Below are 25,880 nucleotides of genomic sequence, written 5' to 3'. Positions count from 1 at the left end.
TTATACTGTTCAAATAACCTATTTCAAATCGCTTACAAATGAATCTATCAATCCACTAATCATTGATAAAAAATCCTACCTTACCATCATCGGCAAGGTAGGATTTATTTTTGTCATCACTATCCTGAAATCCTGAAATTGATTTAACACTTTGGGGTAGTTAAGACCTTTTATTAAGCTTTCTTTTTATCCAAAAAAAATGTTGGATAGATATATCACGATTGTTACCGTAAAGCAACTTACAATCGTAGAGAATAAAACCGTTTGTGCGGCAGTATTGGATTCCACATCATATTCTAAAGCTAGACTTGAGCTGTTGCGGGATGTAGGAAATGCGCTTGCAATAAATAGAGATTTTGCAACGACCCCATCGATTCCAAGTAGATAAATGATTAGTAGTGCAATTGCTGGGCCTAGTATTAGTCGCGTAAAGCAGCTTGTAATAATCGTTTTGTTAATAATTGTGCGTATTTCAATCTGGGATAATTGAGCCCCTAACGTAATTAAAGCAACTGCAATAAATCCTTCCGCAACATGATCCAATGGAATGCGAAAAGTTTGGGGAATTTCAAAATCTGCGATATTTAAAATAATCCCAATGATTAATGCATGAACAATCGGCATTTTCAAAAAGCCCTTTAAAATTTCCAACCCTGATTTTGTCGCAGAAATTAAATTGTACAAGCCGTAAGTATACGTGGTCATATTTTGGAAAATAACGAGAATTACTTGAATGGCAACCCCAATCGGTTGAGTAGCAAAAACCATTTGTGCAACAGGTATACCATAGTTCCCAGAGTTGATGAGCACAACACTATTTTTGAAGACAGCCGATTCTAAACGATTAAGACCTAATAGTTTGGCTATGTAATGGCTAATCAGCATTTGACTTCCAATAAACAAAACAATAAATATTGCTACTTGTGCAAGTACCGACATGTCAATTGTCGTTTCGTATATATTGACAAGGACTGCAGCTGGCATAAAACAGTATGTAACGAGCTGAGACAATGCTTTTAAGTTAAATTGAAATTTCTTCTGTAACAATGCACCTACTACAAGCAATACAAGAATCGGTGCAACAATTTGGAAAAAAATCATTGATAAGTAGTACATTTTGCGACCTCGCTTAGTTTAGATGGGTGGCTTCATTCAATATTACATTATACTAAATATATCGTATTCTTCGAGTTGCTAGTCTTACTAAGAGATTGATTCTTCACCAATTGGTTTTCAGTGATACATGCAATATGATGGCTATTTCAACATGAATAGCAAACAAAACTAGCTAAAAGGTAAATCTTTTTTGCATTTTTATTATTTCTAATCTTTGGTATATTCATCTTAAGTGATTTAGGAGGAGAGGCAGCATGCTCAAATTTGACGAACTGCTCTTTCAAAAGACGAAAGGTCAGATAGGTATACCTTTTGAAGAAGCGATTGAACAGCTTAGTAGTTATGAAATTGACGAAAAAATATTTGGCAACGTGATCCCTCTTAAACAGATTCTTTTCAATAAAACAGAAGCAACAAACGTTATTTATAGTACCGTTAAAAACAGCTGGGGAAAAATGGACTTATTTACACAAGAAATGTTTCGTTTATCGAATATAGAACTGCAAAACGTTGGAAAGAAACTCGACGCATTTTTCTCATCTCCAACTAGCAAAAAATTAATATTCGAGCATGCACTCATGAAAAATGTTTTTAACTTTTCACATTTTATTGAATTAGTTTTTGGGAAAAAGTCGAATTATTCAAAATCAATTACTAAATTGAATGAAATTCATTTATATAAAATAGGGAGAAAATATTTCATACATATACTATATAATCAGAAACCTGACTTTTGGCGTTATTTGTATGCCAAAAAAATTTATTCAATTTTCTTACAAACACCATTACATACGATTCAAAATCCCCTTGATTTAATGAATCAATTTAAGCAATTAATTCAATCTTTTCAAACGAAAAATCAAGTGGTCACAACAATGAATAAATTCATTCAAAAGATTGATTATAAAAATCCACGTTCCTATTTGTTAAAAGAGTTTCATTTATTAAATATCTCCCTTCATTTTATGGGAGGAAAACGGCACTATAAAAAAATCAATAAATTGATATCGGATGTAATTAGAACGTGGAAATCTGGAGAATGGGCACTGACCGAGAAAGAACAAACTTTACTATCGTATATTTTAGCAATTGATGGAGCAAAGCATTTTGATACGGAAAAAACCATTGCTCATGGAAAGTATTTAATCATGAATGATCGTTTAATTAATCATTCCATCGAATTATTAATAGAATATGGAGAAATATTACCTAACTTAAAACCTGAGCCACAATCGTTAGTAAAACGATACGATAAAAATTACCTAGAACAAGTATTTTTTATTGTCATTGATGCTCTTGTAAAAAACGAACAATATTTCGATGTGCTGCAATTGATGAAAGAGTATGAAATCGCTTCATGTACAAGCATCTATGATTTTTTAAATGCAAAAGCCTTCGATAAAGATTTATTGCTTAAAATTGAAGCAACTGTGCAACGGGATATTGCTTACATCGTTGATCATTCGCCTCAGCACGTATTACAATCTATCGAAAAATGGCTAAAACAATATAAAGAGATTGAAAGTCCTTTCTATCCTATTGCTAAAATGACATCCCAACATGTTTGCAATTTGTTGAAAGCTCTTTTCGCCACAGAACAATTTGAACTGTTTGAACAATTAATCAACATCTATATAAAATACTTAATACTACAAGAAGATTTTGAGGATTTGCGTAATTTCGTTTCCGGTTTTGTACAAAAATAAACGTCCCAAAAGTAATAGCCATTACCTTTGGGACGATTTTTATTGCAGCACGCCCTTTTGATGGAATGTTTCAATCTCCTCATCCGAATAACCAAGCGATTTTAAAATTTCTACTGTATGTTCACCGACTTTTGCACCAACAAATTTATAGGTTGGTTCGACACCGTCAAATTTTATTGCAGTTCCAATCTGCTTTTGTGTTGTACCGTCTTCTTTTGGAACATCGACAATCATATTTCGAGCTTGAATTTGCGGGTGATTGCAAGCCTCTTCAAAGGTTAGAACCGGTTCAACACAACCGTGAAAATCTTCATTGAACACTTCCAACCACTCATCAAAAGTTTTCGTTAAGAAAGCATCTTTTACTGCCTCTTTAAATCTCTTTTGTGTATAAGTAGAGTCATTAAACGTGCTTTGAATTAATTCAGGAATATCTAATGCTTCACACAATAACTTGCGGAAGTGCGGCTCCAAACTACCTACTGAAAAATAACGGCCATCCTTTGTTTCATAATAATCATAAAACGTTCCACCGTTTAATATTTCTTCTTCAGCCTTTGGCAACTCACCGCTTCCTAAAAAGGCTGTTCCATATAATGCATTCATTGTGAAGACGGCATCTGTCATGGATATATCAATGTATTTTCCTTCTCCCGTTTTTTCACGATGTAGTGCACATGCAAGCACACCTATCGCTGCATGTAATGTTCCCCCAGCTATATCTGCAATTTGTATCCCCATCGAAACAGGTTTTTTCCCTTTGTGTCGTGAATAATCAAGTATACCTGCAATCGATAAATAATTATTATCATGACCTGGGCGATTGCGATATGGTCCTGTTTGGCCATAACCCGTGACAGAACAATAAATCAGCTTTGGATTTACTTGTTTTAATGATTCATAATCTAAGCCTAAACGTTCCATTACACCAGGCCGAAATCCTTCAATGACAATGTCATATTCTTGGATTAGTTTTTTTACGATTTCCACTGCTTCTTGTGTTTTTAAATTTAGTTTGAGTGATTTTTTGGAGCGATTTAAATGCTGATGAATGTACGACTCTTTATTATCATCATATGGCGGCATAATGCGCATTAAATCCACTCTACGTGTGGACTCAACGTGAATGACGTCTGCTCCAAAATCCGCAAACATCATCGTCGTAAAAACCCCAGGAAGCATTGATGAAAAATCGAGAATTTTTAAATCTTTTAATATAGTCACTTTTCCCATCCCCTCTATGAACAAGCCAACTATTCATATAATTTTTGAAGAAACAAACTGCTATCATTACGAGCTTTATAACAGTTATATCTCAATAATTATAGTAATATTTTAAAATAATCTGAAAATTTTGTGAACCTCTTATTCAATATATGATAATTCATTCATAGATATTATTAAATCTATGATAACGGAATGGAAATAGTAAAATCCATTAATAGTAATTATTAGATCCCTCTTGAATGATAGGGATTTGATTCTATAAAAAATGTATTTTTATGAAATATTTTCCTAGTATACTAGTTTGTTCGTCAACATAACCATCTATATTAAGCGAACTCCTATTTATGCATAAAAGACCCCGTCATCTCTATGAATGATAGGATCTTTTTCTCTTATGATATACTATTCACCTTGTTGTGCTAATCGCTCTTTACAGAAATCGAATAGGTACTGCTCTTCGTCTTCCTCTAATGCTAATTCAATATATTTTTCATCTTGCTTATCCATAATAAAATAATTGATAATAAATGGCCCTTCCCCATTATCGCCTACAAGAAGGCGGATTTGTGTTCCTGCATCAGAATATAATTCATCTTCTTCATCAACTTCTATGTCCAACAAAAATTCGTAGCGTCTTCCCTCAATTATACCAGTCGGATCAATTAATTCTTCCATTGTAAAATCAATGATATTCATATACATTTTCTCCTTTAAATTAGTCCTAAAAATTCTAATTACAATCATAATCAAAAATGAATAATGGTCAAATATCTTCTCATATTCATAAAACAATTTACAACAAAAAACCGCCTCAATTTGAGACGGTTATATTTTGAGCAAAACAGCTTATTTGGCCTTTAACTCTACAACGACAATCTCAGGCAAATTAAAAATTCGATAAGGTACTCCACTATTGCCTAATCCTCTATTCACATTCATCGTTGTCCCATTCTCTTCATAAAATCCTGCCGTGTATACAGGGAAAAATCCTTGTCCAGGTGCTACTAAGCCTCCAACAAAAGGAATTCTAATTTGACCGCCATGGGCATGTCCTGTAAATATCAAGTCTAATTCATTTTTTACATAAATATCAAACTTTTCCGGACGATGGGCAAGTAGCATTGTAAACATATCTTTCGGAACAGTTGATAATGCAGTATTTAACATAGTTTGCGTATCAGTTCCATTGAGAGGATCTTCAATGCCCGCTATAACAATTCTTTCTCCTCCCCGTTCAACCCATGTCGCAGCGTTCGGTAAAATATGTACTCCTATTTCCTCAAGGGCATGATAAATTTCGGTTACTTGATTAATTGCTACTTCATGATTACCAATTACATAGTACACATCCGCGATTTTTACAAATTCACGGACAGCTAATAAACTCTGTTGTAAATTGTAACGATTGCTGTCAATAAGATCTCCCGTAATAAAAATGACATCTGGATTTGTTTCCCGTACTTTTTCAACTAATTTTTCTTGATTTTCACCAAATAAAGCATCATGCAAGTCAGATACTTGAGTAATTCGAAAACCGTTAAATGAATCAGGAATTTCATCAGATTCATATATTTGTTCCGTTATGACAATCCAATGATTATTTACGTACAAAAACAAATATAAACCGACAATTAACAATATCAGTGTTAGTAACTTTTTCAAAACCATTCGCTCAATTCTATTCTTAGTTTTCCAAATGTCCATTCATTATAATATTGCTATACAATTAGACAATCAAGTATGAACTTACTCTGATTGTTTAGTTGGTAAAGGTTCTTTCTCTCCAAATAATACTGGCTTTAATTCGTCTTCACCTGAACCCTCAGCTAGTGGCACCCCAGAGCGATAGGCTGCTCGTATCACAAGATGAGTGGATACGGGGGAAGTGATAAATACAAATAGAATTCCTAACAACAATCGAACACTTATATACCCATCTTGAACCCAAATGTAAATGAATGAACCCACTAAACACGATAGAACAGCTAGTGTAGCGCTTTTTGCTACAGCGTGAGCACGAGTATATACATCAGGAAAACGAAGCATTCCAAATGCGCTAATCACACTAATGATTGAGCCAATGAAAATAATGATGACACTGAACCACTCAATGATCTGACTTACGCTCAATAATGACACCTCTCTCTATATATTTAGAAAAAGCAATTGTCCCAATAAACGCTAAAATCCCTAATATTAAAATCGCTTCTAAAAAGGCAGTCGTTTTTAATAAGATTGAAAGTATAGCCATTGATGAAATCAAATTAACACCAATTGTATCAAGAGCAATTGCTCGGTCGGGCATTGTTGGACCTTTAATTATTCGAATTAAATGTAGCGCAATAGCAACCATGAACAAGACTAGAGAAATTAGCAATATCGTATCGATCATTAACGAGATACCTCCAATATCACGGTCTCAAATCTTCCTAATGAGCGAATTAAGTCTTCCTTCTGTTCAATATCCATCGCATGAATATACAATTCATCCCCAGATTCTGATATCTCCATCACTACAGAACCAGGAGTTAATGTTAACAACAACGAAAGAGCGGTTACTTCCCAATCATTTTTCAATATTGTCTTGTACTTAAAAATACCCGGTGTAATTTTTAAATTGGGAGTTAAAATTTGCTTCATTACAACAAAACCTGAAACGGTAAGTTCTTTAAAGAATATCAGCACAAGTTTCATAATTTTCATAGCTCGAACTAAATAAAATTGTGTGCCAAAAAATCGATGCATTACGTAAAGAATTCCTATCCCAACGATAAAACCGGTATTAAAAGTCGAAAGTGTCGGTGTAGACTCGTCTTTGAACAATAGCCAAAGAAGCGCTATAAACAAATTTAAAATAAATTGGGCAAAAAACACCTTCCCACCCCCTAACTTTCACTTAAAATAGCATCAATATAGATAGATGGATTGACAAGGGTATTTGTCGCATCTTGTACATAAACTAATAGCTGTTCTGCACCTAGACCAATTGCAATCATGCAAAGGGCTAAAGCAACAAAGGAAGCCATTGAAGCAATCGGAAGCGGTTTTTTATCTTCATTTGTTATAATCGTTTCTCCAAAGAACGAACTTAAGAAGATTTTTAATAATGAAAATAACACGACAAGACTTGATGCAAATCCAAGAAATAATAATACATAGGATCCAGCTTCAATCGACCCTTTACCAATCAACACTTTCCCTACAAACCCGCTGAGCGGTGGGATTCCTACTAAAGCTAACATCGTTAAAAAATAAATCCAGCCAAATAATGGATAATTTCGAATGAGTCCACTCATATGATCTATTAACTTTTCACCCGTTAAGTAAACCATCATCCCTACCAATAAAAACAATAACGCTTTTGCTACCATGTCATGTATTAAGTAATACACAGAACCTGCAATTGCTGATTCCGTGCCAACTGCTAAACCAATTAAAATGAAACCTACAGCAATTACAATATTGTAGGCTGCAATTGTTAATACATTTCGTGAAGCAAGCGCACCCATACATCCTAAAATAATCGTTGCTCCTGCAAAAATTCCGATAATTGTATGAGTCACTTCTGGTTGATGCGGAAACATTAATGTAAAAGTTCGAATCAATGCATACACGCCAACTTTTGTTAGCAGCGCTGCAAATAATGCTTGTACAGCAGTAGGCGGCACAACATAAGAACCTGGCAACCAGAAAAATAGCACTAAACCAGCCTTTAAACTGAAAACAATAAACAATACAAGCGCCACAGTTGTTAGCATTGGATCTTGGCCGGCTTCAGCAACTCGCTCGGCTATATGCGCCATATTCAGCGTTTTCACTGTACTGTATAAATAAGCGAGAGCAATTAGGAAAATAGAAGATCCAATAACGTTTATTAATACATATTTTAATGACTCTCGAAGTTGTACCTTTTCCCCTCCCAATGCCACCAGCACGTACGACGCCATTAACATGACTTCAAAACAAACGAATAGATTAAAGATATCCCCTGTTAAGAAGGATCCATTTACTCCGCCAACTAACAATAAAACAAACGAATAGATGAACATATTTTCATGCCGTTCGCCTATCGTTGAAAAAGCGTAAAGTAAACAGAACACCGTGACAATGCTTGAGGTTAATACCATTAACACTGAAAAAGTATCGGCGACAAACAAAATTCCAAAAGGTGGTTTCCAGCCACTAAAGTCCAATTTTATAATTCCTTCTCTTTGTACAAGCTCTAACAAAAAGAATGATATGATACTAACTGCAATCATCGTGGTAATCGTAATCATTCTTTGTACTACTATATAATTTCTCAAAAATACCAAAATAACTGCAGTAAATATTGGAATAATCAGTGGCAATACTATGATGTTATTCATCTGACATTCCTCTCAATTCGTTAAAATCATCTGAGCCATTCGTTTTATATGTTCGATAAGCTAAAACAAGTAAAAATGCAGTCGTAGCAAAGCTAATAACAATGGCAGTTAAAATCAACGCTTGAGGCAATGCATCAGTAAATGGACCATCTCCATGTCCAAGCAGGGGCACGTTGCCTGTTTTTAATCCCCCTGACGTCATAATGAGCAAATTAACTGCATGGGATAGCACCGCAGTGCCGATAATGATACGAATCATATTTCGAGAGAGGATTAAATAGGTTGCCACAGAAACGAGAATTCCAATAAGTATAATCATTACTTGCTCCATTCACTACTCATCCTCACTTATACTTAAAATCATCGTAACTAGCGTACCAATTACGGTTAATGCAACCCCCGCCTCAAACAACGTTACGGTTGTTAAGTGTTTATCACCTATAAACGGAAATTGAAAATGCCCGTCTGTTTGAGATAAAAAAGGCACGTCTAAATAAATTGCTCCAAGACCTGTTCCCGTTGCAATCAACACACCAAGAGCAGCTACTTTCTTAAAATCAAAGGGCATTTTTTTTTGGATAGTGTCGATATCATACGTTACGTAGAGTAAAATGATCCCGGAAGCGAGAACAAGCCCCCCTATAAACCCTCCTCCCGGTGCATTATGACCCGAGAAAAAAAGATATACACCAAGAGTGAGGATGATGAAAATTACTACTTTTACAACCGTCCGCAATATCACATCATTAATTCTCATTCGTTCCCCCTCCTTTTGCTTTTAGCTTGATGAGGGTGTATACGCCTAAACCTGCGATAAATAATACAACCACTTCGAGCATCGTATCGAATGCACGGAAGTCTCCTAAAATTGTGTTTACAATATTTTTCCCACCAGCTAACTCATACGAATCGTTAAAGAAATAAGAAATAGTGATAAATTTTTCATAATTGAGAGCAGCAAAACCTACTAAAGTTACCGTTGCCCCTACAGCTAACGATATGAAAATATTTCTCATTTTTATCCATTTCGGTTGAATCTCTTTTCTTATTTCTGGCAAATGTCTAAAACAAATTAAAAAGAGTACCGTTGAAACGGATTCAACGACAAGCTGTGTTAAGGCTAAATCAGGAGCTCGGAAAACAATAAAGAAAAAGGCAACTGAATATCCTAATACACTACTAAGAAATACGGTTGTTATACGAGATTTCGCAAACAATATACAAACGGACGAAGCAATCATAATCAACACTAAAATGATTTCAAATACTTCTAATGACTCCCTATCGACAGGGCTCCAAGAAAATATACCAGCTTGGAGGAAATATCCACCGACAATCATTAAAAACGCTAGAAAAATGTAGACAAAATAATCTGTCAAATTACCTGTCATGTATCGACCGGTAACGCGATTCGAAAAAGATTCACTAAATGAAATGCCATTATTAAATAGTGAATTTAATGATAAATTTTGAGGAAGTGCTCGATAAATTGGCTTCCAACGTTTCAATAATCTGTAAAGTAAAATTCCGACAACGATTACAAAAATCGTCATCCATAGTTCAGGACTAAATATTCCATGCCAAGCATGTATATGCGGAGTTAATTCTTGTGTTGTTGGAAAAGTAGGATAAATACTTGCCATCGCAGGTCTTAAAATATAATGGCCTAGTAGATTTGGGAAAAAGAAAATTCCAACCACAAAAACGATGAGCGTATAAGGAGATATTAACATTCCAATCGGTGCTTCATGAGGATGTTTTGCTAATAGATGCAGCTGAACTTTACCAAAGAATGTTTTACCCACAATAATTAGACAGTAAACAAAAGTAAAGACGCTCGCAATCCATGCAACAATTGGAATTAGAAAACCTATACTATCTAAAGAAAAAATATTTAAATCTTGTATATGAAGGGTTGCAGCAAAGAACATTTCCTTGCTTAAAAATCCGTTAAATGGAGGAAGCCCTGCCATTGAAAAACTACCGATAAGTGCGATTGTGAAGGTTAACGGCATAAACGACATAAGTCCACCGAGCCTACGAATGTCGCGCGTCCCTAATTCGTGGTCGATAATTCCGACCATCATAAACAGTGCACCTTTAAAAGTGGAATGGTTTATTAAATGGAAGATGGCTGCAAATGCCGCTTGTGTATAAATAATCGTTTCCGAAGAATAACCTAAGTAGATTGCCACAGAACCCATACCTAATAAACTCATGATGAGCCCAAGCTGACTGACTGTCGAAAAGGCGAGCAACGCTTTTAAGTCCACCTGCTTTACAGCATTGAAAGAACCCCAAAACAACGTAAACAACCCAACGCCTGTTACTAACCAGAACCATAACGGCTCTCCACCAAAAACAGGTGTGAGTCTTGCCACTAAATAAATTCCTGCTTTTACCATTGTCGCAGAATGCAAATACGCACTTACTGGTGTCGGAGCTTCCATCGCATCCGGCAACCAAATATAAAATGGAAATTGTGCAGACTTTGTAAATGCACCTAATAAAATCAATACAAGTGCTGGTACAAACAATGCGTGTTCTTGTATCGCTTCCACATTTCCAATAATCTCACGGATGCTTAATGTTTTTGACATCTCATAGAGCATCAAAAAACCTGCTAGCATAGAAATACCGCCGGCAACCGTAATGATCATTGATTTTCTTGCCCCAGCTCGTGAAGCTTTTCGGTGATGCCAATATGCAATTAGTAAAAACGATGAAACACTTGTTAGCTCCCAAAATCCATATAAAACCATTAAATTATCAGAAAGAACAACCCCTAACATTGCCCCCATAAACAGTAACAGGTAACAATAAAAATGGTATAGCTGTTCGCTTCTGGATAAATAAAAAATCGAGTACAAAATAACTAAACTTCCTACTCCGGTAATGAGTAAACTAAAAATTAAGCTGAGTCCATCTAAATAAGTTGTGAAATGAATACCTAACGAGGGGATCCACTCATGAGTGAAAGCAACAACTTCACCGTCAGATATACGAGGGATGTATGTAGTTAAAAAAAGAAATAATATAAAGGAGACACTCAATACGAGCCAGCCTATATATTTTTTGTTAATAAACCTGTATAATACAGGAGTCAATGCAGCAAAAATAAACGGAGTAAGGATGATGGCAACATCAACTGTCACAAGTTCTCTCCTCCCATTACTATATTTACTTGACGAAAACAAATCTACGTAGCATAATAATGTGTCAATAACAATATATACTATTGAATTAAAATGCTAATAACTTAGAAAAATTTAATCCTAGCTACAATTTTAAGTATATAATAAAGCAATTTGTATTTCATTGATTTTGACTGAAAAATATAGAAGTTTGTTATGATATTAATTTAAGAGGTGCTAATATAAAATGATGAATGGTGTCAAAAAGCAAGCGGATGAAAGTATTTTAGTTTGCGTTTATTATGGATTAAACGGTGAGCGACTCATTCGTAGAGGTCATAAGCTTGCTAGTTTGCTTAATTGTCCATTATATATATTAACGGTTGATTCAAAACCTCTAGACAATTTTGATGCTGAAAAATCCGGTTATATTGAACGTTGGACCGAGTTAGCAAATGAACTAGGGGTTGAAGAATTTATCATTCGGGACAACGAAAAAAGACCGATTCAAAAAGTAATAGCTGAAGTAGCTAGAGAATATAATATTTCCCAAATTATTGTTGGTCAAAGCGCTCAAAGTCGATGGGAAGAGATCACTAAAGGTTCCTTCCTCAATGTATTATTAAAAGAAATTCCTTTTGCAGACTTCCATATCGTTGCAGTAAGCCGACCTACTGAAGATGAGGGCATTGACATGTATGAAAAAGGTGTCCGCGCTTTCATCGTGTCGGAGGGTGAACAATATAAAATTGTATTTACTTGCCCAAAATCCCGCTTTATAGAAGGAATCTTCTTTAAAGAAATTGGCACAGACTTTGATAATGGGATTTTCCGTTTTTCTTACAACAATAAAATGCATGAGTTAAAAATTGAAGAAGACTTCGTATTAAATCCTGAAAAAATTCCAGATGAATATAAACATTACTTAGTGTAAATTTCTCCATTAAAACAGAAGCGTAATAGCGCTTCTGTTATTTTTTTTGCATAATCTTACTTATTCCGCTCATTCTAAATTGAGAGGTGAAAGGAGTGGATTCACAATGGAAAATTTTTGGGAAGTTAATTTTTGGCAAATTGTTATCCGAAGTATTGTTGCCTTTAATGTCATCTTAGTGTTAGCAAGAATTATTGGAAAAAAACAATTAAGTCAACTAACTTTCTTCCATTACATCACTGGTATTACTATCGGATCAATTGCTGGTGAAATTACAACGCAAATTGACACTCCTTTTTTTGACGGTATCGTTGCCCTATTATGCTGGACTGCTCTTACTCTCATTATGAGTTTTATTGCAATGAAATCAACTAAAATTCGTGTTCTTGTTGATGATCGTCCTACAATTTTAATTCAAAATGGCGTCATCAATCAAAATGGTTTAAAAAGAGCAAGACTTCACACCGATGAATTAGCAATGTTATTACGTGAAGAAGGCGTTTTTTCATTTGATGAGGTCCATTATGCAGTGTTTGAAACCAATGGTGAATTGAGTGTATTAAAAAAACCTGCTAGAAGTCCCGCTACGAAACAAGACGTCAAAGCGGATTGTTCAATTCCCCCTTACTTCCCAACCGAAGTCATTTCCGATGGGAAGATTGTGAAGAAAAATCTCTCAGAATTAAACTTAACTGAAGAATGGCTGCTAAATAAGCTAAAAAAGAAGAACATCAAAAATATAAAAGATGTTTTTTTCGCACAAGTTTTAGAAAACGGTTCTTTATATGTTTCACTTTATAATGATAAGAAAGGTTTGTCCAAAAAAGCCAATTAAGGACAAACCTTTTATTCATATTGTCTAGATTGGAGATATGTATAATTATGGCACTTTCATCAAATCAAGGGGGGTAATGATACCTATTAACTTCTGATGTGGTTTACCATGTTCCGTAATGAGCAAAGCATCATAACGTTTCCCCCTCTCAACCCCTTCTTTAAAAAACTCTTTAGCATGATACACAGTCAAATACCGACTAATAAACTTATAGTTTACCCGCTTTTTTTCGTAATGCAATATATCTTTCATAGTTGGCATTTCGTAAACTAAGATTTTATGATTTGCTACATCCGCTAACCAGTTGGTAATACCTACTGTTGTAACGAGACCTTGGAATTCCTTCCCTTCATATATCGGGAATTGAGTATATTTCCGTTGTTGAACGATGTCGAGTGCATCTTTTAATGAATCTGTCGTCTGAAAAGTAACTACTTTTTTTCGAAAAACTTGTCCTACTAAACTTGGTCGATCTAATAGTTGATCTATGTACTCGATGCGTTCAACAACTTGTATATGAGGCTCAGCAATGACAAACTCCTCAGATACTCGATGATGCACAATTACATTTCGCAAATCTGCAAAAGTACGTAAATCATCTTCATATTTTTTTACTAACGGACTTTTCTTTTTTGCCAATTCAATTAGGCGATAAAAGGTCAAGTGCTCTCTTGCCTTTACGATTTTTCGCAAAGTGAATGTAATTCGATTAAACGCTAACAGGAAACGATCGGAATTTTTCAATTTTGATACACCACTTCCCTAATAGATTACTAGTTTCTATTATATTCTAAAATTTTAATCAATTAGAAATCTGTTATTATACTAGCAACCTTATTTTCCGAAAATATCAAAATTTGCTATACTTTTAATTATGATAAAGCAAGCTTTCAACAATCATTAAAGAATGCTTCATAAATGAAATTTGTATCGATTATGAAGGAATTCTAGACGACAAAAAATTGTTAAGTAGGTTAAGACATCATGAAAATGAATTTTATTTACCCTTTACTTATCATTATTGGAGCTAGTAGTTACGGAATACTTTCAACCATTATTAAAGTAGCGATGGGTTATGGATTTACACCCGATGAAGCTGTCACAAGCCAATATCTGATTGGATTTTGTTTAGCGTTGTTATTATTTGTCTTTACTAAAAGAAAAGTTCCTAAGCTTAAAAAAGAGGAATTCATTACCTTAATATTTGCTGGAATTTTTACAGGTACAACCGGCATTGTTTACGGTAAGTCTTTAAATTACTTACCGGCATCTCTCGCCGTTGTATTGCTCTTCCAATTCACATGGATTGGCATGTTGATAGACTGTATTTTGCGAAAAAGATGGCCGAACCGCCCGGAAATCATTTCCCTAGTCATTCTTTTTATCGGAACGCTGCTTGCCGCTGGAGTGTTTGATGCCGATTTATCAAACATTCACTGGCTAGGTTGGTTTTTTGGTTTTTGTTCAGCTATTAGCTTTGCGATTTTCTTACAAATCAATTCAAAAACAATACAAGGTATTACAACAACCGAAAGAACACTATTTACATCCTTTTTCGCCCTTATCTTGATTAGCATCTTCTTGTCACCAGAAATAGTATGGAACGGTATATTAATAAGAGAGGGGCTTTGGAAATTTGGCTTAATACTAGGTTTCTTTGGAACGATTTTGCCGATTTTCCTACTTGCAACTGCTGTGCCAAAAGTCGGCGGAGGTCTTGCTTCCATCTTAAGCGCCATGGAATTACCAGTTGCTGTCATCGCTTCTGTCATTGTATTGCATGAACCTATTACTCAGTTACAAATTATCGGCATTATTCTTATTTTAACGGGAATCGCGCTGCCAACCGTCATCTCTCAAAGGCAGTCAATGAAATATATTGAAGAGAAGTCAGAAGCCAGTTAATTATTTAGAAGCCAATACCTCTCTTCAAATTACCTTTTTAGCAATAATACTGGGGGCGATTATTGTGATGTTCCATGAGTATAAAAGCCGCATCCATGAATACGAAGGCACTCAATTTCCTTCAAATAGTTATCGAAAAATCGTGCTTCAACCTGCCTATGAAGAAGCAAAAAAACATTTCCTAAAATCAATGGTGCAAATACATATTGCCCATTTAAAAATGCTGGAAGAACAACAACTTGTATCAAAAGATGATGTAAAAAAAATCGGTTTTGCCATTAGTCAACTCGACTTGGAATATTATGAAAAGCAAGATTACAAACCTCAATTTGAAGATTTGTTTTTCCGAATTGAAAATAAACTGATGGAGATTGCTGGAGATGTAGCGGGAAATTTGCATATTGGAAGAAGTCGAAACGATATGGGGATTGCCATTTATCGTATGACAATACGAGAAAAACTTCTTGCCCTTATGGAAGAATTAGTAACTTTGCGAACTTCACTCATCGCCTTTGCATTAGAACACGTAGATACCATCATGATCGGCTATACTCATACACAACAAGCCCAACCAACAACTTTCGCTCACTACTTAAAGGCTGTTATTGACCAACTTACAAGAGATTTTAAACGCATGCAACATGCTTATGCAACGGTAAATCGAAGCAGCATGGGAGCCGCCGCATTAACGACAACAGGTTTCAACATTAATCGCCAACGAATGCAAGAACTGCTCGCTTTTGATGATTTAGTGGAAAATGCATGGGATGCTGTGGCCGGAGCTGATTATATTGCTGAAACAGCTAGTGTTGTGCAACTTGCCGCATTAAATCTTGGACGTACCGCACAAGACTTCTTACAATGGGCAACACAAGAATTTAATGCAATCAGTCTTGCCAGTCCATATGTTCAAGTCAGCTCCATTATGCCACAAAAGCGAAATCCCGTTTCAATAGAACACACCCGTTCACTACTCTCATCGGTTGTAGGGGATGCTTCCACAGTCTTACAAATGATTCATAACACTCCATTCGGGGATATTGTTGATACGGAAGATGATATGCAGCCTTACATTTGGCGTGCAATGGAGAAGCTGCGTGGAATCTATAAACTATTTGGCAGTTTAGTAGTGACAATGGATGTCAACAAAGAAAAATTATTAGAGCGAGCTGAAAGAAGTTTTGCCAACGTTACCCAACTAGCTGATACCCTCGTCATTACTGAAAACATTTCCTTCCGACAATCACATGCAATCGTTTCAAACTGTGTTCGTGCTTTGCTAAAAAATAATAAAGATTCCATTGAAGATTTAACATGGGAGCTAGTCAACGAAAAATGCATTGAACTGACTGATAAGCCATTAAACATTTCTAAAGAAGAATTCTATCAATCTTTAAAACCTACACATTTCGTCAATATTCGAAAATTACCAGGTGGCCCTGCTCCCATGACAATGAGAAAATCGCTCTTAAAAGCAAAAAGGGAAACCCCTTTACTGAATAGATGGATTCAGATTAAAAAGGATGCAATTTTACAAAGTGAAAAACGTTTACAACAATATTTAGATGAATGGAGCAAACAGGAAACATGAATCAGTATATTTTAGCCATTGATGGTGGAGCGACAAAAACCACTTTGTCATTGAGAGATGCTAGTGGAAAGGTATATTTCGAAAAAACATCAACAAGTACAAATTACCAAGCCATTGGCACAGAAAAGGTAGAAAAAGTATTAACTAATCTATTAAATGAGGCTTATAAAGCTACAGGCATACTGGACATTGCAGTTGCTACCTTTGCCATTGCAGGTGTTGATACACAAAACGGGCTTGCAATAGTTCAACAAATTATCCATCGAAGTTGTGGAAACTCACCCTTCTCTATTCGTCGTACAATTGTTGAAAATGATGTACAGTCCACATTAATAGGATTAACTGGCGGAAAAGCAGGTGCCCTCCTCATTTCAGGTACTGGTTCTGCTGCTTGTGCTACAGATGGTCAAGGAAGGATTGAACGCTCTGGTGGATGGGGACATCGGGTTGGAGATGAAGGAAGCGGTTATTGGATTGGAAAAGAGATTTTAAATACGATTTTTCGCTCTGAAGATGGCCGTCTTGAGAAACCTACCGTCCTCACTGACCTAGTTTACGACATGTTACAAATAGACAATATTGAACAACTTAATGATTGGATCTATCAACCAGATTATACAAATGCTCAAGTCGCTAACATTTCGAAAATCCTAACGAAAGCTATTTCCCTTGGAGACGAGCAAGCCATTCAAATCGCTTGCAACGCGGCGAAAGAATTATCGATCATGACAAACGCGGTATTACGGAAAATTGAACCGATTGGTGAAGATTTTATCGTTTACTTAAACGGTGGCATATTGAAACATAATCCGATCATCTTAAATGTCTTTAAAGATTATGTGAAAAAAATATATCCATATATTTCTTTCCATTTATGCACTCAAAATCCGATAGACTATATTGCCAACAGGGCACTTAGTTCATTAAAATAATAGTGGTTTTTCAATTTCGATCAAGTCGGTCGGTACGTTATGACTGGGGCTAACTGGAAGCCCCTTTTTTGTTTCGGTAAATCATCAAAAATTTCGTATCTCCATTTTTTTCAACCCTTCGTCCGTTGCGAATATTAAATAACCATCTTCAACCAATAAGTCACTAACCTTTTCCCGATAGATAATGGATTCATCTGAACCATCAGTGCGTATTCTTGCAAGGTATGCACCCTTTGAATAGTTGCTGAAAAAAATCCATTCACCTAACCCCACGATATATTGTGCTCTACTCTTTGTTAATCGTTTATTTTCCCCGGTCGATAAATTTAATCGATATAAACGATGATCATCCGCAATATTGCTGTAGTAAATATAACCATCCTTTTCATAAGCATGGTCAATTTTCGACATCACAGTGTATTTTTTACTTATCGCCTTAGGATAATCCGCTTCATTCCAACGATGATCAAGTTTCATTGTCGCATCATCAAGGAGAAAATATTGATATCTCACCGCATTACCACGATCAGGTACTGGATCATTCCATGTAGTATCGAGATGATACCATTCCCCATCTACTTTCACTAAGTTCCATGCATGAGGACCTGTATGCACTTCTCCAACTACATATAACGTTTCAATCCCTAAATCTCTTAGCATTTTTAATGCAAGAAGCGCGTATCCTTGGCAAACCCCTTTATTTTCTTTTAACACTGCACATGCACTATGAGGACTTAACGATGTGTCCGTACTATAAACTGTATTTTTTACTATATAATCATTAACAAATTTGACCTTTTCAAAGTCCGTCATGGAGTTTACATCGACGCTTGCTAAAATGGCTGCAATTCGTTCATCCACATATTGCTCCTGCACAGCATTTGTTAAATATTGTTGCTGCACTTTAATTTTCGCTTTATATTTTCCATATTCATATTCAATTTTTCGATCACTCAAATGCCCTAAAATATAATGATCTCGATTAGAAGCTTCTTCTACTGCTTGTTGAATGATATGTTCAATATCGCTTGTGCTTCCAACATAATGTATTTCAAAGTTTGTTTCCCAATGACTAAAATGATAAAAAAATGCATCTGCTAACTCTTCAACAGATTGCACTTTTTCCGGTAAGTGAACGGTATCTTGTAAAGCGGATATGGTTGAAGCTGTTTCGTAAATTGTTTCCTTCGCCGTTTTTCCTATCTCTGAAATATTTATGTTCTCCATGGTTGTTATAGCAGAATTGATATCAAGCCAGTTAACTATTTCATCCCAAATTTGTTTGGACAAATCATATGCTGGTTTAATCATGACAAGGAGAATAACAAGAATTATCAATCGCTTTAACAATTACCTTCACCACCTAACACAATAAATTTCTAAGTTCCTTCTCTTTCCTACAAGTATTGCCATTTATAAAAAAAGAAGTACCACCAAAAATGAAAAAGTTGGTAGCCCCTTTGGTAGTACTATAAAAATGTACGATTTTTCGAACAAAAAAGTTTCATTCCTGATTTTTTTTATGATACTTTGTGAAGTTTGCAATAATTTGCTGTATGATTTTTTGAGAATTAGTGATCTCATCATAGTGAATAATCGAATTCTTTCTTATTTTTACTCGTCCAATTGGAATTTCGTAAATCGGGGTTTTTCGATTGATTGCTTCCACCAGCATATTAATATCATAATCATAAGAATCCCCAGGTACATTCAATAACCATGATAATTCTTTTGTTGGTATGGAACGCAATCCTGTTTGAGTATCTAATATTCGTCGATGGAATAATAATTTAAATAATAGTGAGGCTGCTCGGTGACCAATCGCGTTGAATAAAGGCAAGTCTTTTGAACGAAAGTTACGAACCCCTAATATAATGCCATTAGAAAATACTCTTAAATTTTGTAATATGAGCTTTACATCATCTAATGTATGTTGGCCATGAGCACCTACCGTTAATACGAAATTTGTATTAGGGAAATATTTTAACACGTAACCAAATCCGGTTTTTAATGCTCTCCCTTTCCCTTTATTATCCTCATGCTTTAATACAATACAATGCTCAATCATCGATAGTTCTTGAAAAATATATTGATATTTTGGATCACTGCCATCATTCACAATGATCACTTTGTAAATATTTAATTCTAATAAAGCCTTTGTATAGTTAATAAGTGTTGGTAATGGGTTTAGTGCTGGTATAATAACAATTGGTCGTTCCACAGCTTATTCTCCTTAAAAAGTTTATTAGAACCTATTATACTACTTTTATTTTATATCTAAGAGAATGATAGTAAAATGTGCTGTAACATTTCTTAAAATGATAAATATGGGGGCTGTCCAGAAAGTCGAACACTTTCTGAACAGCCTTACTTCTTACTAGTAATATTCTCTTAAAAACTGTGCTCCTGCGGTGGTCACATCAAACGCGCCTCCTCGTCGCAATTTATCTGCGGCTAAGCACTGGCGACTGCAGCAATTTATCTGCGGCTAAGCACTGGCGACTGCAGCAAAGGGGGCGTCTCAAAATGACTTTTCAGACGCCCCCTTTTTCTATGAATCCTTTTGCATTGTATTGCATCAGTATATGAAAACTAATTTCGTACTGCTTGTTCTATTTCTTCTTTGAACGCTTTAATTGCTTTTTCAATATTGGCCGTATAACCGAGCTCTTGAAGCACTTCACCGATTGCTTGGATTGCCTTTTCTAACATTTCAGGAGTTGTATTCCCCATATGACCGATGCGGAATGCCTTCCCTGCTAAATGAGCTAATGCACCAGCAACGATAACTCCACGAGAAGCTAAACCACTACGAAACGCGACATCATCTACTCCCTCAGGATATAAAATGCAACTCAATGTCGGAGCAGCAACTTCTTCATTTGCTAACGGTCTCATGCCGTAGGAACGCATCGCCGCTCGAACCCCTCGTCCATAGGCAATATGGCGTTTTTCTCTCTTTTTCATCCCCTCATTTAAAACGATTTTTAACGACTCATTATAGGCATAAATCAAGTTAACAGGAGGAGTCGCAAAATATTTTGAAGGGTCTCTCATTATTGGTAACCAATTTTTTATGTCACAATAGTAAGCTTGAACTTGTCCTAAATGCTCCCGAGCCGCTAGAGCGGTTTTATTAAACGCAACAATAGCAAGCCCTGGTGGCATACCAATAGCTTTTTGTGAACCAGTAAGGACAACATCCAGTTTATAGTCTGGATGGCCATAAGTTTTACTCATATTTTCATCGATTGCAGCACTTGCCACAACACCATCAACAATGACTAGGGCACCTGTTTTTTTGATAATTGGCACCAATGTCTCTAAATCTGAAACAACACCTGTAGATGTATCTGCATGTGTAATCGTCACGGCTTTATATTGTTTACGTTTCAACGTTTCTTCCACTATTGATGGATCAATTTGTTTTCCCCATTCTGATTGTAAAACATCTACATGTATATCGTATGCCTGCGCTAATGGAATAAAACGGTCGCCAAAATATCCGTGACTTAAAACAAGTAGATTTTCCCCTTTTCCAACCGTGTTGACTATAGCCATTTCCATTGCTAACGTTCCTGTGCCAGCAATGACAAATACTTCTCCATCCGTTTGAAACAGCTCTTTTGTTTGCTGTAACGCATTTTTATAAACTTCTACAAAGCGTGGGTCTGTATGCCCCCTTGTTTCTAACGCTAAAGCATCGTAAATTTCATCCACTACCGGAGTTGGTCCAGGAATCAATAGTAGATCTCTATTTCTCATTTTCTTTCCCCCTTTAAAAACTTATTAAACAAACGAATTTTTTGAACAATAACTTTTTCTTATCGTTTATCAATATTAAAAAAGACCTTACTCGCTCTGTTCTCGAGACAAGTAAGGCATATCCATCCCCAATTTAACTTAATATTTAATCCCTTAACATAAACCCCTTCAGCAATAAAACGATCAATATAGGAGGCAACCTATATTAATTTAACGATCCCCTTTGTAAGTAAGCGATTTAATAGGTTCAAATAACTCGTTCATTATGTTAAAAATTTAACAAGTAAGCTGCATCAAAACGACCGAAAGTGTACAATTCTTCAACAACTTTGTTCAAAGTTTATAAGGCTCAGACTAAAAACTTTCAACTTCATTCGTCATTTCGCCAATAACCTTTACTGTTTGTACTGTTGCCTGTTCTATAAAAATATCCCCCGTCTTAGACTAAGAAAGAAATTCTATTATACGAATTGTTCAGCTTCTGTTGAACCTGCCATTGCAGTTGTAGAAGAAGTACCTCCAGAAATAACCATTGATACTTCATCGAAGTAACCTGTACCAACTTCACGTTGGTGTCTTGTAGCTGTATAACCCTTTTTCTCTAGATCGAACTCAGCTTGTTGTAGTTTAGAATAAGCTGCCATACCGTTGTCTTTGTAATCAACAGCCAATTCAAACATTGATTTGTTAAGTGAGTGGAATCCTGCTAATGTTACGAATTGGAATTTATAACCCATTTTTGCAATTTCACGTTGGAATTCCGCAATCTCTTTTTCTGTGAGATTTGCTTTCCAGTTGAAAGATGGTGAACAGTTGTATGCTAACATTTTGCCAGGGAATTTTTCATGAATTGCTTCCGCAAATTCTCTAGCTTCTTCTAATGAAGGTTTTGATGTTTCGCACCAAATTAAATCAGCATATGGCGCATAAGCTAAACCGCGAGCAATTGCTTGTTTAATTCCTGCTCTTGTTTTAAAGAAACCTTCTGGAGTACGTTCACCTGTAATAAATTCTTTATCTCGTGGGTCAATATCGCTCGTTACCATATCTGCTGCATCAGCGTCAGTTCTAGCAATTAAGATTGTGTCTACACCCATAACATCCGCAGCTAAACGAGCAGCAATTAAGTTACGAATCGCATTTTGTGTTGGAAGTAATACTTTACCACCTAAGTGACCGCATTTTTTCTCAGAAGCAAGTTGGTCTTCTAAGTGAACTCCAGCAGCACCCGCTTCGATCATGGCTTTTACTAATTCAAACACGTTAAGTGGTCCACCGAATCCTGCTTCAGCATCTGCTACGATTGGTGCAAACCAATCAAAACCATCATCGCGACCTTCAGCATGTTCTATTTGATCAGCACGTTGTAAGGCTTGATTAATACGTTTTACGACAGCTGGAACTGAGTTAGCTGGATATAATGATTGGTCTGGATACATATGTCCTGCTAAGTTAGCATCAGCCGCTACTTGCCATCCTGATAGATAAATAGCTTTTAAACCTGCTTTTACTTGTTGTACTGCCTGATTACCTGTTAATGCACCTAACGCATTAATAAAATCTTCTTCATGTAAAGATTTCCAAAGTCGAGCAGCACCACGTTTTGCCAATGTATGCTCTACGACTACAGACCCCTGTAATTTCACTACTTCTTCAGCAGTATATGGTCGTTCAATTCCTTTCCAACGTGGATTTTCAGCCCAATCTTTTTTTAATGCCTCAACTCTTTCATTTCTTTCCTGTTGCGTCAACATTTCATTCACACCTTCCCCTTTATTTCAATACACTCTGTTAGAAAAGTAATTTACATTCTGTTTCATAACAGGTATATTAATGTTAAACCTAATATATAACAGATAATAAAAAAATGTATTATTTTGTGACGAAATACTAAAAATTCGGGATAAAACAATTATTTCCAAAGATAATTTAGCATGATTCTGAATTTTTAATAAGGGGGAAGTAGTGTAGAGATGTTATGTGTGGATATTTCAAATGAGGGATTAGAACAATTAAAAATTATATTAGAAGATTGGATTCCTAAAAATGCATCCATTGCTGTAGCTTCCGAAGATTCTTATATTTATTATTCACCAAGTATCGAACATTTACATCTTACTATCGAGGACAAAATCCACCCAGAAAGCGTTGCATCTCATGTATTACAAACTCGAATGAAAACTGGAATTGTATTGGATTCAACAATATTTGGAAAACCCTATTTCGTAATAGGCTACCCTATTTACTTAAGTCAAAAAAATGCCGCACTCATTATTATTTTCCCATCTTCCTATACTCCAGAAAAAAAGGAAGCCTATAAATTTTTAACTGGTAAGCAGGAAGATTTGTGGACACCCGTACCTGTAGAGGAAATTTCTCATATCGAAAGCTTGCAAAAACGAACTTGGTTTTATGCAAATGATGAACATTTTAAAACAAATTATACGTTAAAAGAGCTTCAAACAAAGTTACCGGAGTTTTTTGTTCGAGTACATCGTTCATATATATTAAACATTTATTTTATTAAAAATATCACGAAGGATATTACGACAAACTTTATCATTCAATTAAAAAATGGCACCGAATTACCTGTTAGTCAATCGTATATTAATGACTTAAGAAGATTACTTGAATTTTAATGATTTAAATGTTTGTTAATTATGTTCCAAAGTAATCCCGAAATATGTGAGATAAATAAAAAAATGCGCACCCTTCTGGTACACACGACGAATAGCCCTTCAATCCCAAGTTTTTTCGGATTGAGGGCTATTTTGCCATTGCACATGATTCACAAATTGTTTTCGACCATGGCAAATAGCGATCTAATATTTCTGGCTGTTGATGGATTGGTAAACTTGGGAGTTCCGACAATACTTTCACTAAGTATTGATAAAAATCAATTCCATTAGCTTTTGCCGTTTCAGCCAAGCTTAAACAGATGGCATTTGCATCGGCTCCCGATTCACTCACGGAAAACAGCCAGTTTTTTCGTTGATATGCGTCGTTTGAATTCGGGCTTACTTTTTGTGTAGGCTATGTTAAAACTCATTGTTGATATTCGATTTATACGAACGTGGCATTAGTAAGCAACAAGTCTGTGTATTAGTTGCAAGAGATAGAACAAAAGCAACTGTGTCTTCGGTTTTAGGTCGCGCTCGTATTGAAACAACACAATTAGATAAAGCGGCAGGAGATAAATAATCCTCTACTAATACGCTATGCACAGATTTTTGGAGAGCTTACAAACCATTTGCAAAAACAAAAGGTATTATGGAACATTACACATTTACTGCACCAAAGAAAGAACACGCAAAAGGCATTTTTCATATCCAAAATGTGAATAATTTTGATAGTCGTTTAAAGGGATGGGTGCGTAAATTTAATGGAGTAGCAACAAAATATCTCCAAAATTACCTTGCTTGGTTTACGTATCTCGATAGCATCCAATTTAAAACAGATGATGTATTTATTAAGGAGTTTCTTGTTCAAAGTTGTATTCATAGAATGACGGAAACTAACACATCACTTCGCTTAAAGAAATTTGCTGTGTGAGAGAAGCATGAAGGTAATTGGGAATAATTGTCGAATATTCTATATAATATGATTGGATTGTCTTGAAAGATTGTAAATAGGAGGTATTTTATGAAAAAGCTGTTATTAGCAATCGGATTGATGATTGTATTTGTTGGGGCTTTTGTATTCTACAACAAACTCTACTATCCTTCACTTCCGATAGAAAATATGAGCAAAAAAGAGGTCATAGAAAAATTAAATAATTCTGATGAAAAAATCGTTAAATTATTAAACGAAAACGGTCAGCAATGGTATATAATAAGCGAACGAAATATATCCATAGCTGATGAAATTATCAAGGAAATGGTTAGTCAATATGGTTGGGTTTTCAAACAAAAAGATGGAAATGGACTCTTCTTTGAAAAGCAAGGGGAAAATTTGATTATATCGACACAAATGTGGACTGGTGACTATGTGTTAGTTAACATTCCACCCACTCTAAAAGAGTAAAAATAGGCTTGTTCTCTAAAATGAGACAAGCCTATTTTATATAATCATAAATTCAACAATAAAGTTTAACAGAGCCTTTGTGTAAAAAATGGTGCTGGTTGTATCCACCAACACCAAATATTATAGAGCCCTTTTTTGCGAAGCGACGTCCTACTCTCACAAGGGGACCCCTTATCTACCATCGGCGCTAACTCCGAAGAACGTTGACCGGCGAATTTCTGCGTCTGCTTCGGCGGTCCGGTGCTCACGTACATAGTACGCTCCGCTCCGGGCCGCCTCGCTTCCTTGAACTTCTTGGTCCCCGTGCTTCTCGTCTCCTCCAAATAATTGTTTTGCTTACGTTTT

The 25,880-nt window shown here is 35.6% G+C and carries 24 protein-coding genes and 3 pseudogenes; 10 read left to right on the top strand and 17 right to left on the bottom strand.

Annotated elements, in window-relative coordinates:
* Window positions 1–186: 186 nt before the first annotated feature.
* Window positions 187–1,116, bottom strand: coding sequence for an AEC family transporter (locus NSU17_RS08550; RefSeq protein ID WP_340704780.1), 930 nt, complete (start codon window positions 1,114–1,116; stop codon window positions 187–189).
* Window positions 1,117–1,370: 254 nt separating this feature from the next.
* Between NSU17_RS08550 and NSU17_RS08545 the strand changes: the two genes are divergently transcribed.
* Complete coding sequence (locus tag NSU17_RS08545) at window positions 1,371–2,822, top strand: hypothetical protein (RefSeq protein ID WP_340704779.1); 1,452 nt, start codon at window positions 1,371–1,373, stop codon at window positions 2,820–2,822.
* A 39-nt stretch (window positions 2,823–2,861) separates the two neighbouring features.
* Here NSU17_RS08545 and NSU17_RS08540 read toward each other — a convergent pair whose 3' ends face one another.
* The 10 genes from NSU17_RS08540 to NSU17_RS08495 form a co-directional block, all read right to left on the bottom strand.
* Window positions 2,862–4,046, bottom strand: coding sequence for a CaiB/BaiF CoA transferase family protein (locus tag NSU17_RS08540; RefSeq protein ID WP_168412480.1), 1,185 nt, complete (start codon window positions 4,044–4,046; stop codon window positions 2,862–2,864).
* A 405-nt stretch (window positions 4,047–4,451) separates the two neighbouring features.
* On the bottom strand, window positions 4,452–4,745 hold the full coding sequence (locus NSU17_RS08535; RefSeq protein WP_340432323.1) for a DUF6509 family protein: 294 nt from the start codon (window positions 4,743–4,745) through the stop codon (window positions 4,452–4,454).
* Window positions 4,746–4,895: 150 nt separating this feature from the next.
* Window positions 4,896–5,711: a metallophosphoesterase gene (locus tag NSU17_RS08530; RefSeq protein ID WP_340432324.1), complete on the bottom strand. Its 816-nt coding sequence runs from the start codon at window positions 5,709–5,711 to the stop codon at window positions 4,896–4,898.
* A gap of 84 nt (window positions 5,712–5,795) precedes the next feature.
* Complete coding sequence (locus NSU17_RS08525; protein WP_340704778.1) at window positions 5,796–6,179, bottom strand: Na+/H+ antiporter subunit G; 384 nt, start codon at window positions 6,177–6,179, stop codon at window positions 5,796–5,798.
* Window positions 6,157–6,441, bottom strand: coding sequence for a Na(+)/H(+) antiporter subunit F1 (locus tag NSU17_RS08520; RefSeq protein WP_096549901.1), 285 nt, complete (start codon window positions 6,439–6,441; stop codon window positions 6,157–6,159). Before NSU17_RS08520 ends, NSU17_RS08525 begins: the two co-directional genes overlap by 23 nt.
* A complete protein-coding gene (locus tag NSU17_RS08515) occupies window positions 6,441–6,923 on the bottom strand; it encodes a Na+/H+ antiporter subunit E (protein ID WP_340432327.1) in 483 nt (160 codons plus the stop codon). The genes NSU17_RS08520 and NSU17_RS08515 overlap by 1 nt, the downstream gene beginning before the upstream one ends.
* 11 nt (window positions 6,924–6,934) lie before the next feature.
* A complete protein-coding gene (locus NSU17_RS08510; protein WP_340704777.1) occupies window positions 6,935–8,416 on the bottom strand; it encodes a Na+/H+ antiporter subunit D in 1,482 nt (493 codons plus the stop codon).
* A complete protein-coding gene (locus NSU17_RS08505; protein WP_016837586.1) occupies window positions 8,409–8,747 on the bottom strand; it encodes a Na(+)/H(+) antiporter subunit C in 339 nt (112 codons plus the stop codon). Before NSU17_RS08505 ends, NSU17_RS08510 begins: the two co-directional genes overlap by 8 nt.
* Before the next feature lie 3 nt (window positions 8,748–8,750).
* Window positions 8,751–9,173 carry a Na(+)/H(+) antiporter subunit B gene (locus NSU17_RS08500; protein WP_016837585.1) on the bottom strand — a complete coding sequence of 141 codons (423 nt, stop codon included), beginning with the start codon at window positions 9,171–9,173 and terminating at the stop codon, window positions 8,751–8,753.
* A complete protein-coding gene (locus NSU17_RS08495; protein ID WP_340704776.1) occupies window positions 9,163–11,571 on the bottom strand; it encodes a Na+/H+ antiporter subunit A in 2,409 nt (802 codons plus the stop codon). Before NSU17_RS08495 ends, NSU17_RS08500 begins: the two co-directional genes overlap by 11 nt.
* 229 nt (window positions 11,572–11,800) lie before the next feature.
* Here NSU17_RS08495 and NSU17_RS08490 point away from each other — a divergent pair, with 229 nt between their 5' ends.
* Complete coding sequence (locus NSU17_RS08490; RefSeq protein WP_026019010.1) at window positions 11,801–12,484, top strand: histidine kinase; 684 nt, start codon at window positions 11,801–11,803, stop codon at window positions 12,482–12,484.
* 106 nt (window positions 12,485–12,590) lie between these two features.
* Complete coding sequence (locus NSU17_RS08485; RefSeq protein WP_016837581.1) at window positions 12,591–13,319, top strand: DUF421 domain-containing protein; 729 nt, start codon at window positions 12,591–12,593, stop codon at window positions 13,317–13,319.
* Window positions 13,320–13,364: 45 nt separating this feature from the next.
* On the opposite strand, the gene NSU17_RS08480 is transcribed toward NSU17_RS08485, so the two are convergent.
* Entirely contained in the window at window positions 13,365–14,063 is a 699-nt protein-coding gene (locus NSU17_RS08480) for a CBS domain-containing protein (RefSeq protein WP_340704775.1), read from the bottom strand.
* A 240-nt stretch (window positions 14,064–14,303) separates the two neighbouring features.
* Between NSU17_RS08480 and NSU17_RS08475 the strand changes: the two genes are divergently transcribed.
* From NSU17_RS08475 to NSU17_RS08465, 3 genes are all read left to right on the top strand, one after another.
* On the top strand, window positions 14,304–15,224 hold the full coding sequence (locus tag NSU17_RS08475; protein ID WP_340704774.1) for an EamA family transporter: 921 nt from the start codon (window positions 14,304–14,306) through the stop codon (window positions 15,222–15,224).
* Window positions 15,225–15,291: 67 nt separating this feature from the next.
* Window positions 15,292–16,815: an argininosuccinate lyase gene (gene argH / locus NSU17_RS08470; RefSeq protein WP_026019009.1), complete on the top strand. Its 1,524-nt coding sequence runs from the start codon at window positions 15,292–15,294 to the stop codon at window positions 16,813–16,815.
* Complete coding sequence (locus NSU17_RS08465; protein ID WP_340704773.1) at window positions 16,812–17,747, top strand: N-acetylglucosamine kinase; 936 nt, start codon at window positions 16,812–16,814, stop codon at window positions 17,745–17,747. Before argH ends, NSU17_RS08465 begins: the two co-directional genes overlap by 4 nt.
* An 84-nt stretch (window positions 17,748–17,831) precedes the next feature.
* Here NSU17_RS08465 and NSU17_RS08460 read toward each other — a convergent pair whose 3' ends face one another.
* From NSU17_RS08460 to aceA, 4 genes are all read right to left on the bottom strand, one after another.
* Window positions 17,832–19,097 carry a transglutaminase domain-containing protein gene (locus tag NSU17_RS08460; RefSeq protein ID WP_340704772.1) on the bottom strand — a complete coding sequence of 422 codons (1,266 nt, stop codon included), beginning with the start codon at window positions 19,095–19,097 and terminating at the stop codon, window positions 17,832–17,834.
* Between the two features lie 154 nt (window positions 19,098–19,251).
* Window positions 19,252–19,968, bottom strand: coding sequence for a glycosyltransferase (locus NSU17_RS08455; protein ID WP_340704771.1), 717 nt, complete (start codon window positions 19,966–19,968; stop codon window positions 19,252–19,254).
* Window positions 19,969–20,339: 371 nt separating this feature from the next.
* Window positions 20,340–21,512, bottom strand: a complete 1,173-nt coding sequence (locus NSU17_RS08450; RefSeq protein ID WP_340704770.1) for a pyridoxal-phosphate-dependent aminotransferase family protein — start codon at window positions 21,510–21,512, stop codon at window positions 20,340–20,342.
* A 461-nt stretch (window positions 21,513–21,973) separates the two neighbouring features.
* Complete coding sequence (gene aceA / locus NSU17_RS08445) at window positions 21,974–23,266, bottom strand: isocitrate lyase (RefSeq protein WP_340704769.1); 1,293 nt, start codon at window positions 23,264–23,266, stop codon at window positions 21,974–21,976.
* Window positions 23,267–23,485: 219 nt separating this feature from the next.
* On the opposite strand from aceA, the gene NSU17_RS08440 reads away from it, so the two are divergent.
* Window positions 23,486–24,151: a LytR/AlgR family response regulator transcription factor gene (locus NSU17_RS08440; protein WP_340432342.1), complete on the top strand. Its 666-nt coding sequence runs from the start codon at window positions 23,486–23,488 to the stop codon at window positions 24,149–24,151.
* 127 nt (window positions 24,152–24,278) lie between these two features.
* On the opposite strand, the pseudogene NSU17_RS08435 reads toward NSU17_RS08440, so the two are convergent.
* A pseudogene (locus NSU17_RS08435) lies at window positions 24,279–24,503 on the bottom strand (transposase domain-containing protein); the annotation flags it as partial.
* 78 nt (window positions 24,504–24,581) lie between these two features.
* Between NSU17_RS08435 and NSU17_RS15940 the strand changes: the two are divergent.
* The 3 genes and pseudogenes from NSU17_RS15940 to NSU17_RS08425 all read left to right on the top strand — a co-directional run.
* A pseudogene (locus NSU17_RS15940) lies at window positions 24,582–24,710 on the top strand (IS1595 family transposase); the annotation flags it as partial.
* 69 nt (window positions 24,711–24,779) lie between these two features.
* Window positions 24,780–24,957 (top strand): annotated as a pseudogene (locus NSU17_RS15935) (IS1595 family transposase); the annotation flags it as partial.
* Window positions 24,958–25,154: 197 nt separating this feature from the next.
* Entirely contained in the window at window positions 25,155–25,535 is a 381-nt protein-coding gene (locus NSU17_RS08425) for a hypothetical protein (RefSeq protein ID WP_340436687.1), read from the top strand.
* Window positions 25,536–25,880: the final 345 nt, after the last annotated feature.

The organism is Ureibacillus sp. FSL K6-2830, from assembly GCF_038004145.1.
Lineage (GTDB): Bacteria > Bacillota > Bacilli > Bacillales_A > Planococcaceae > Ureibacillus > Ureibacillus thermosphaericus.
Note: the sequence above shows the minus strand (reverse complement) of the source record. Positions and strands in the feature narration are given on the sequence as shown.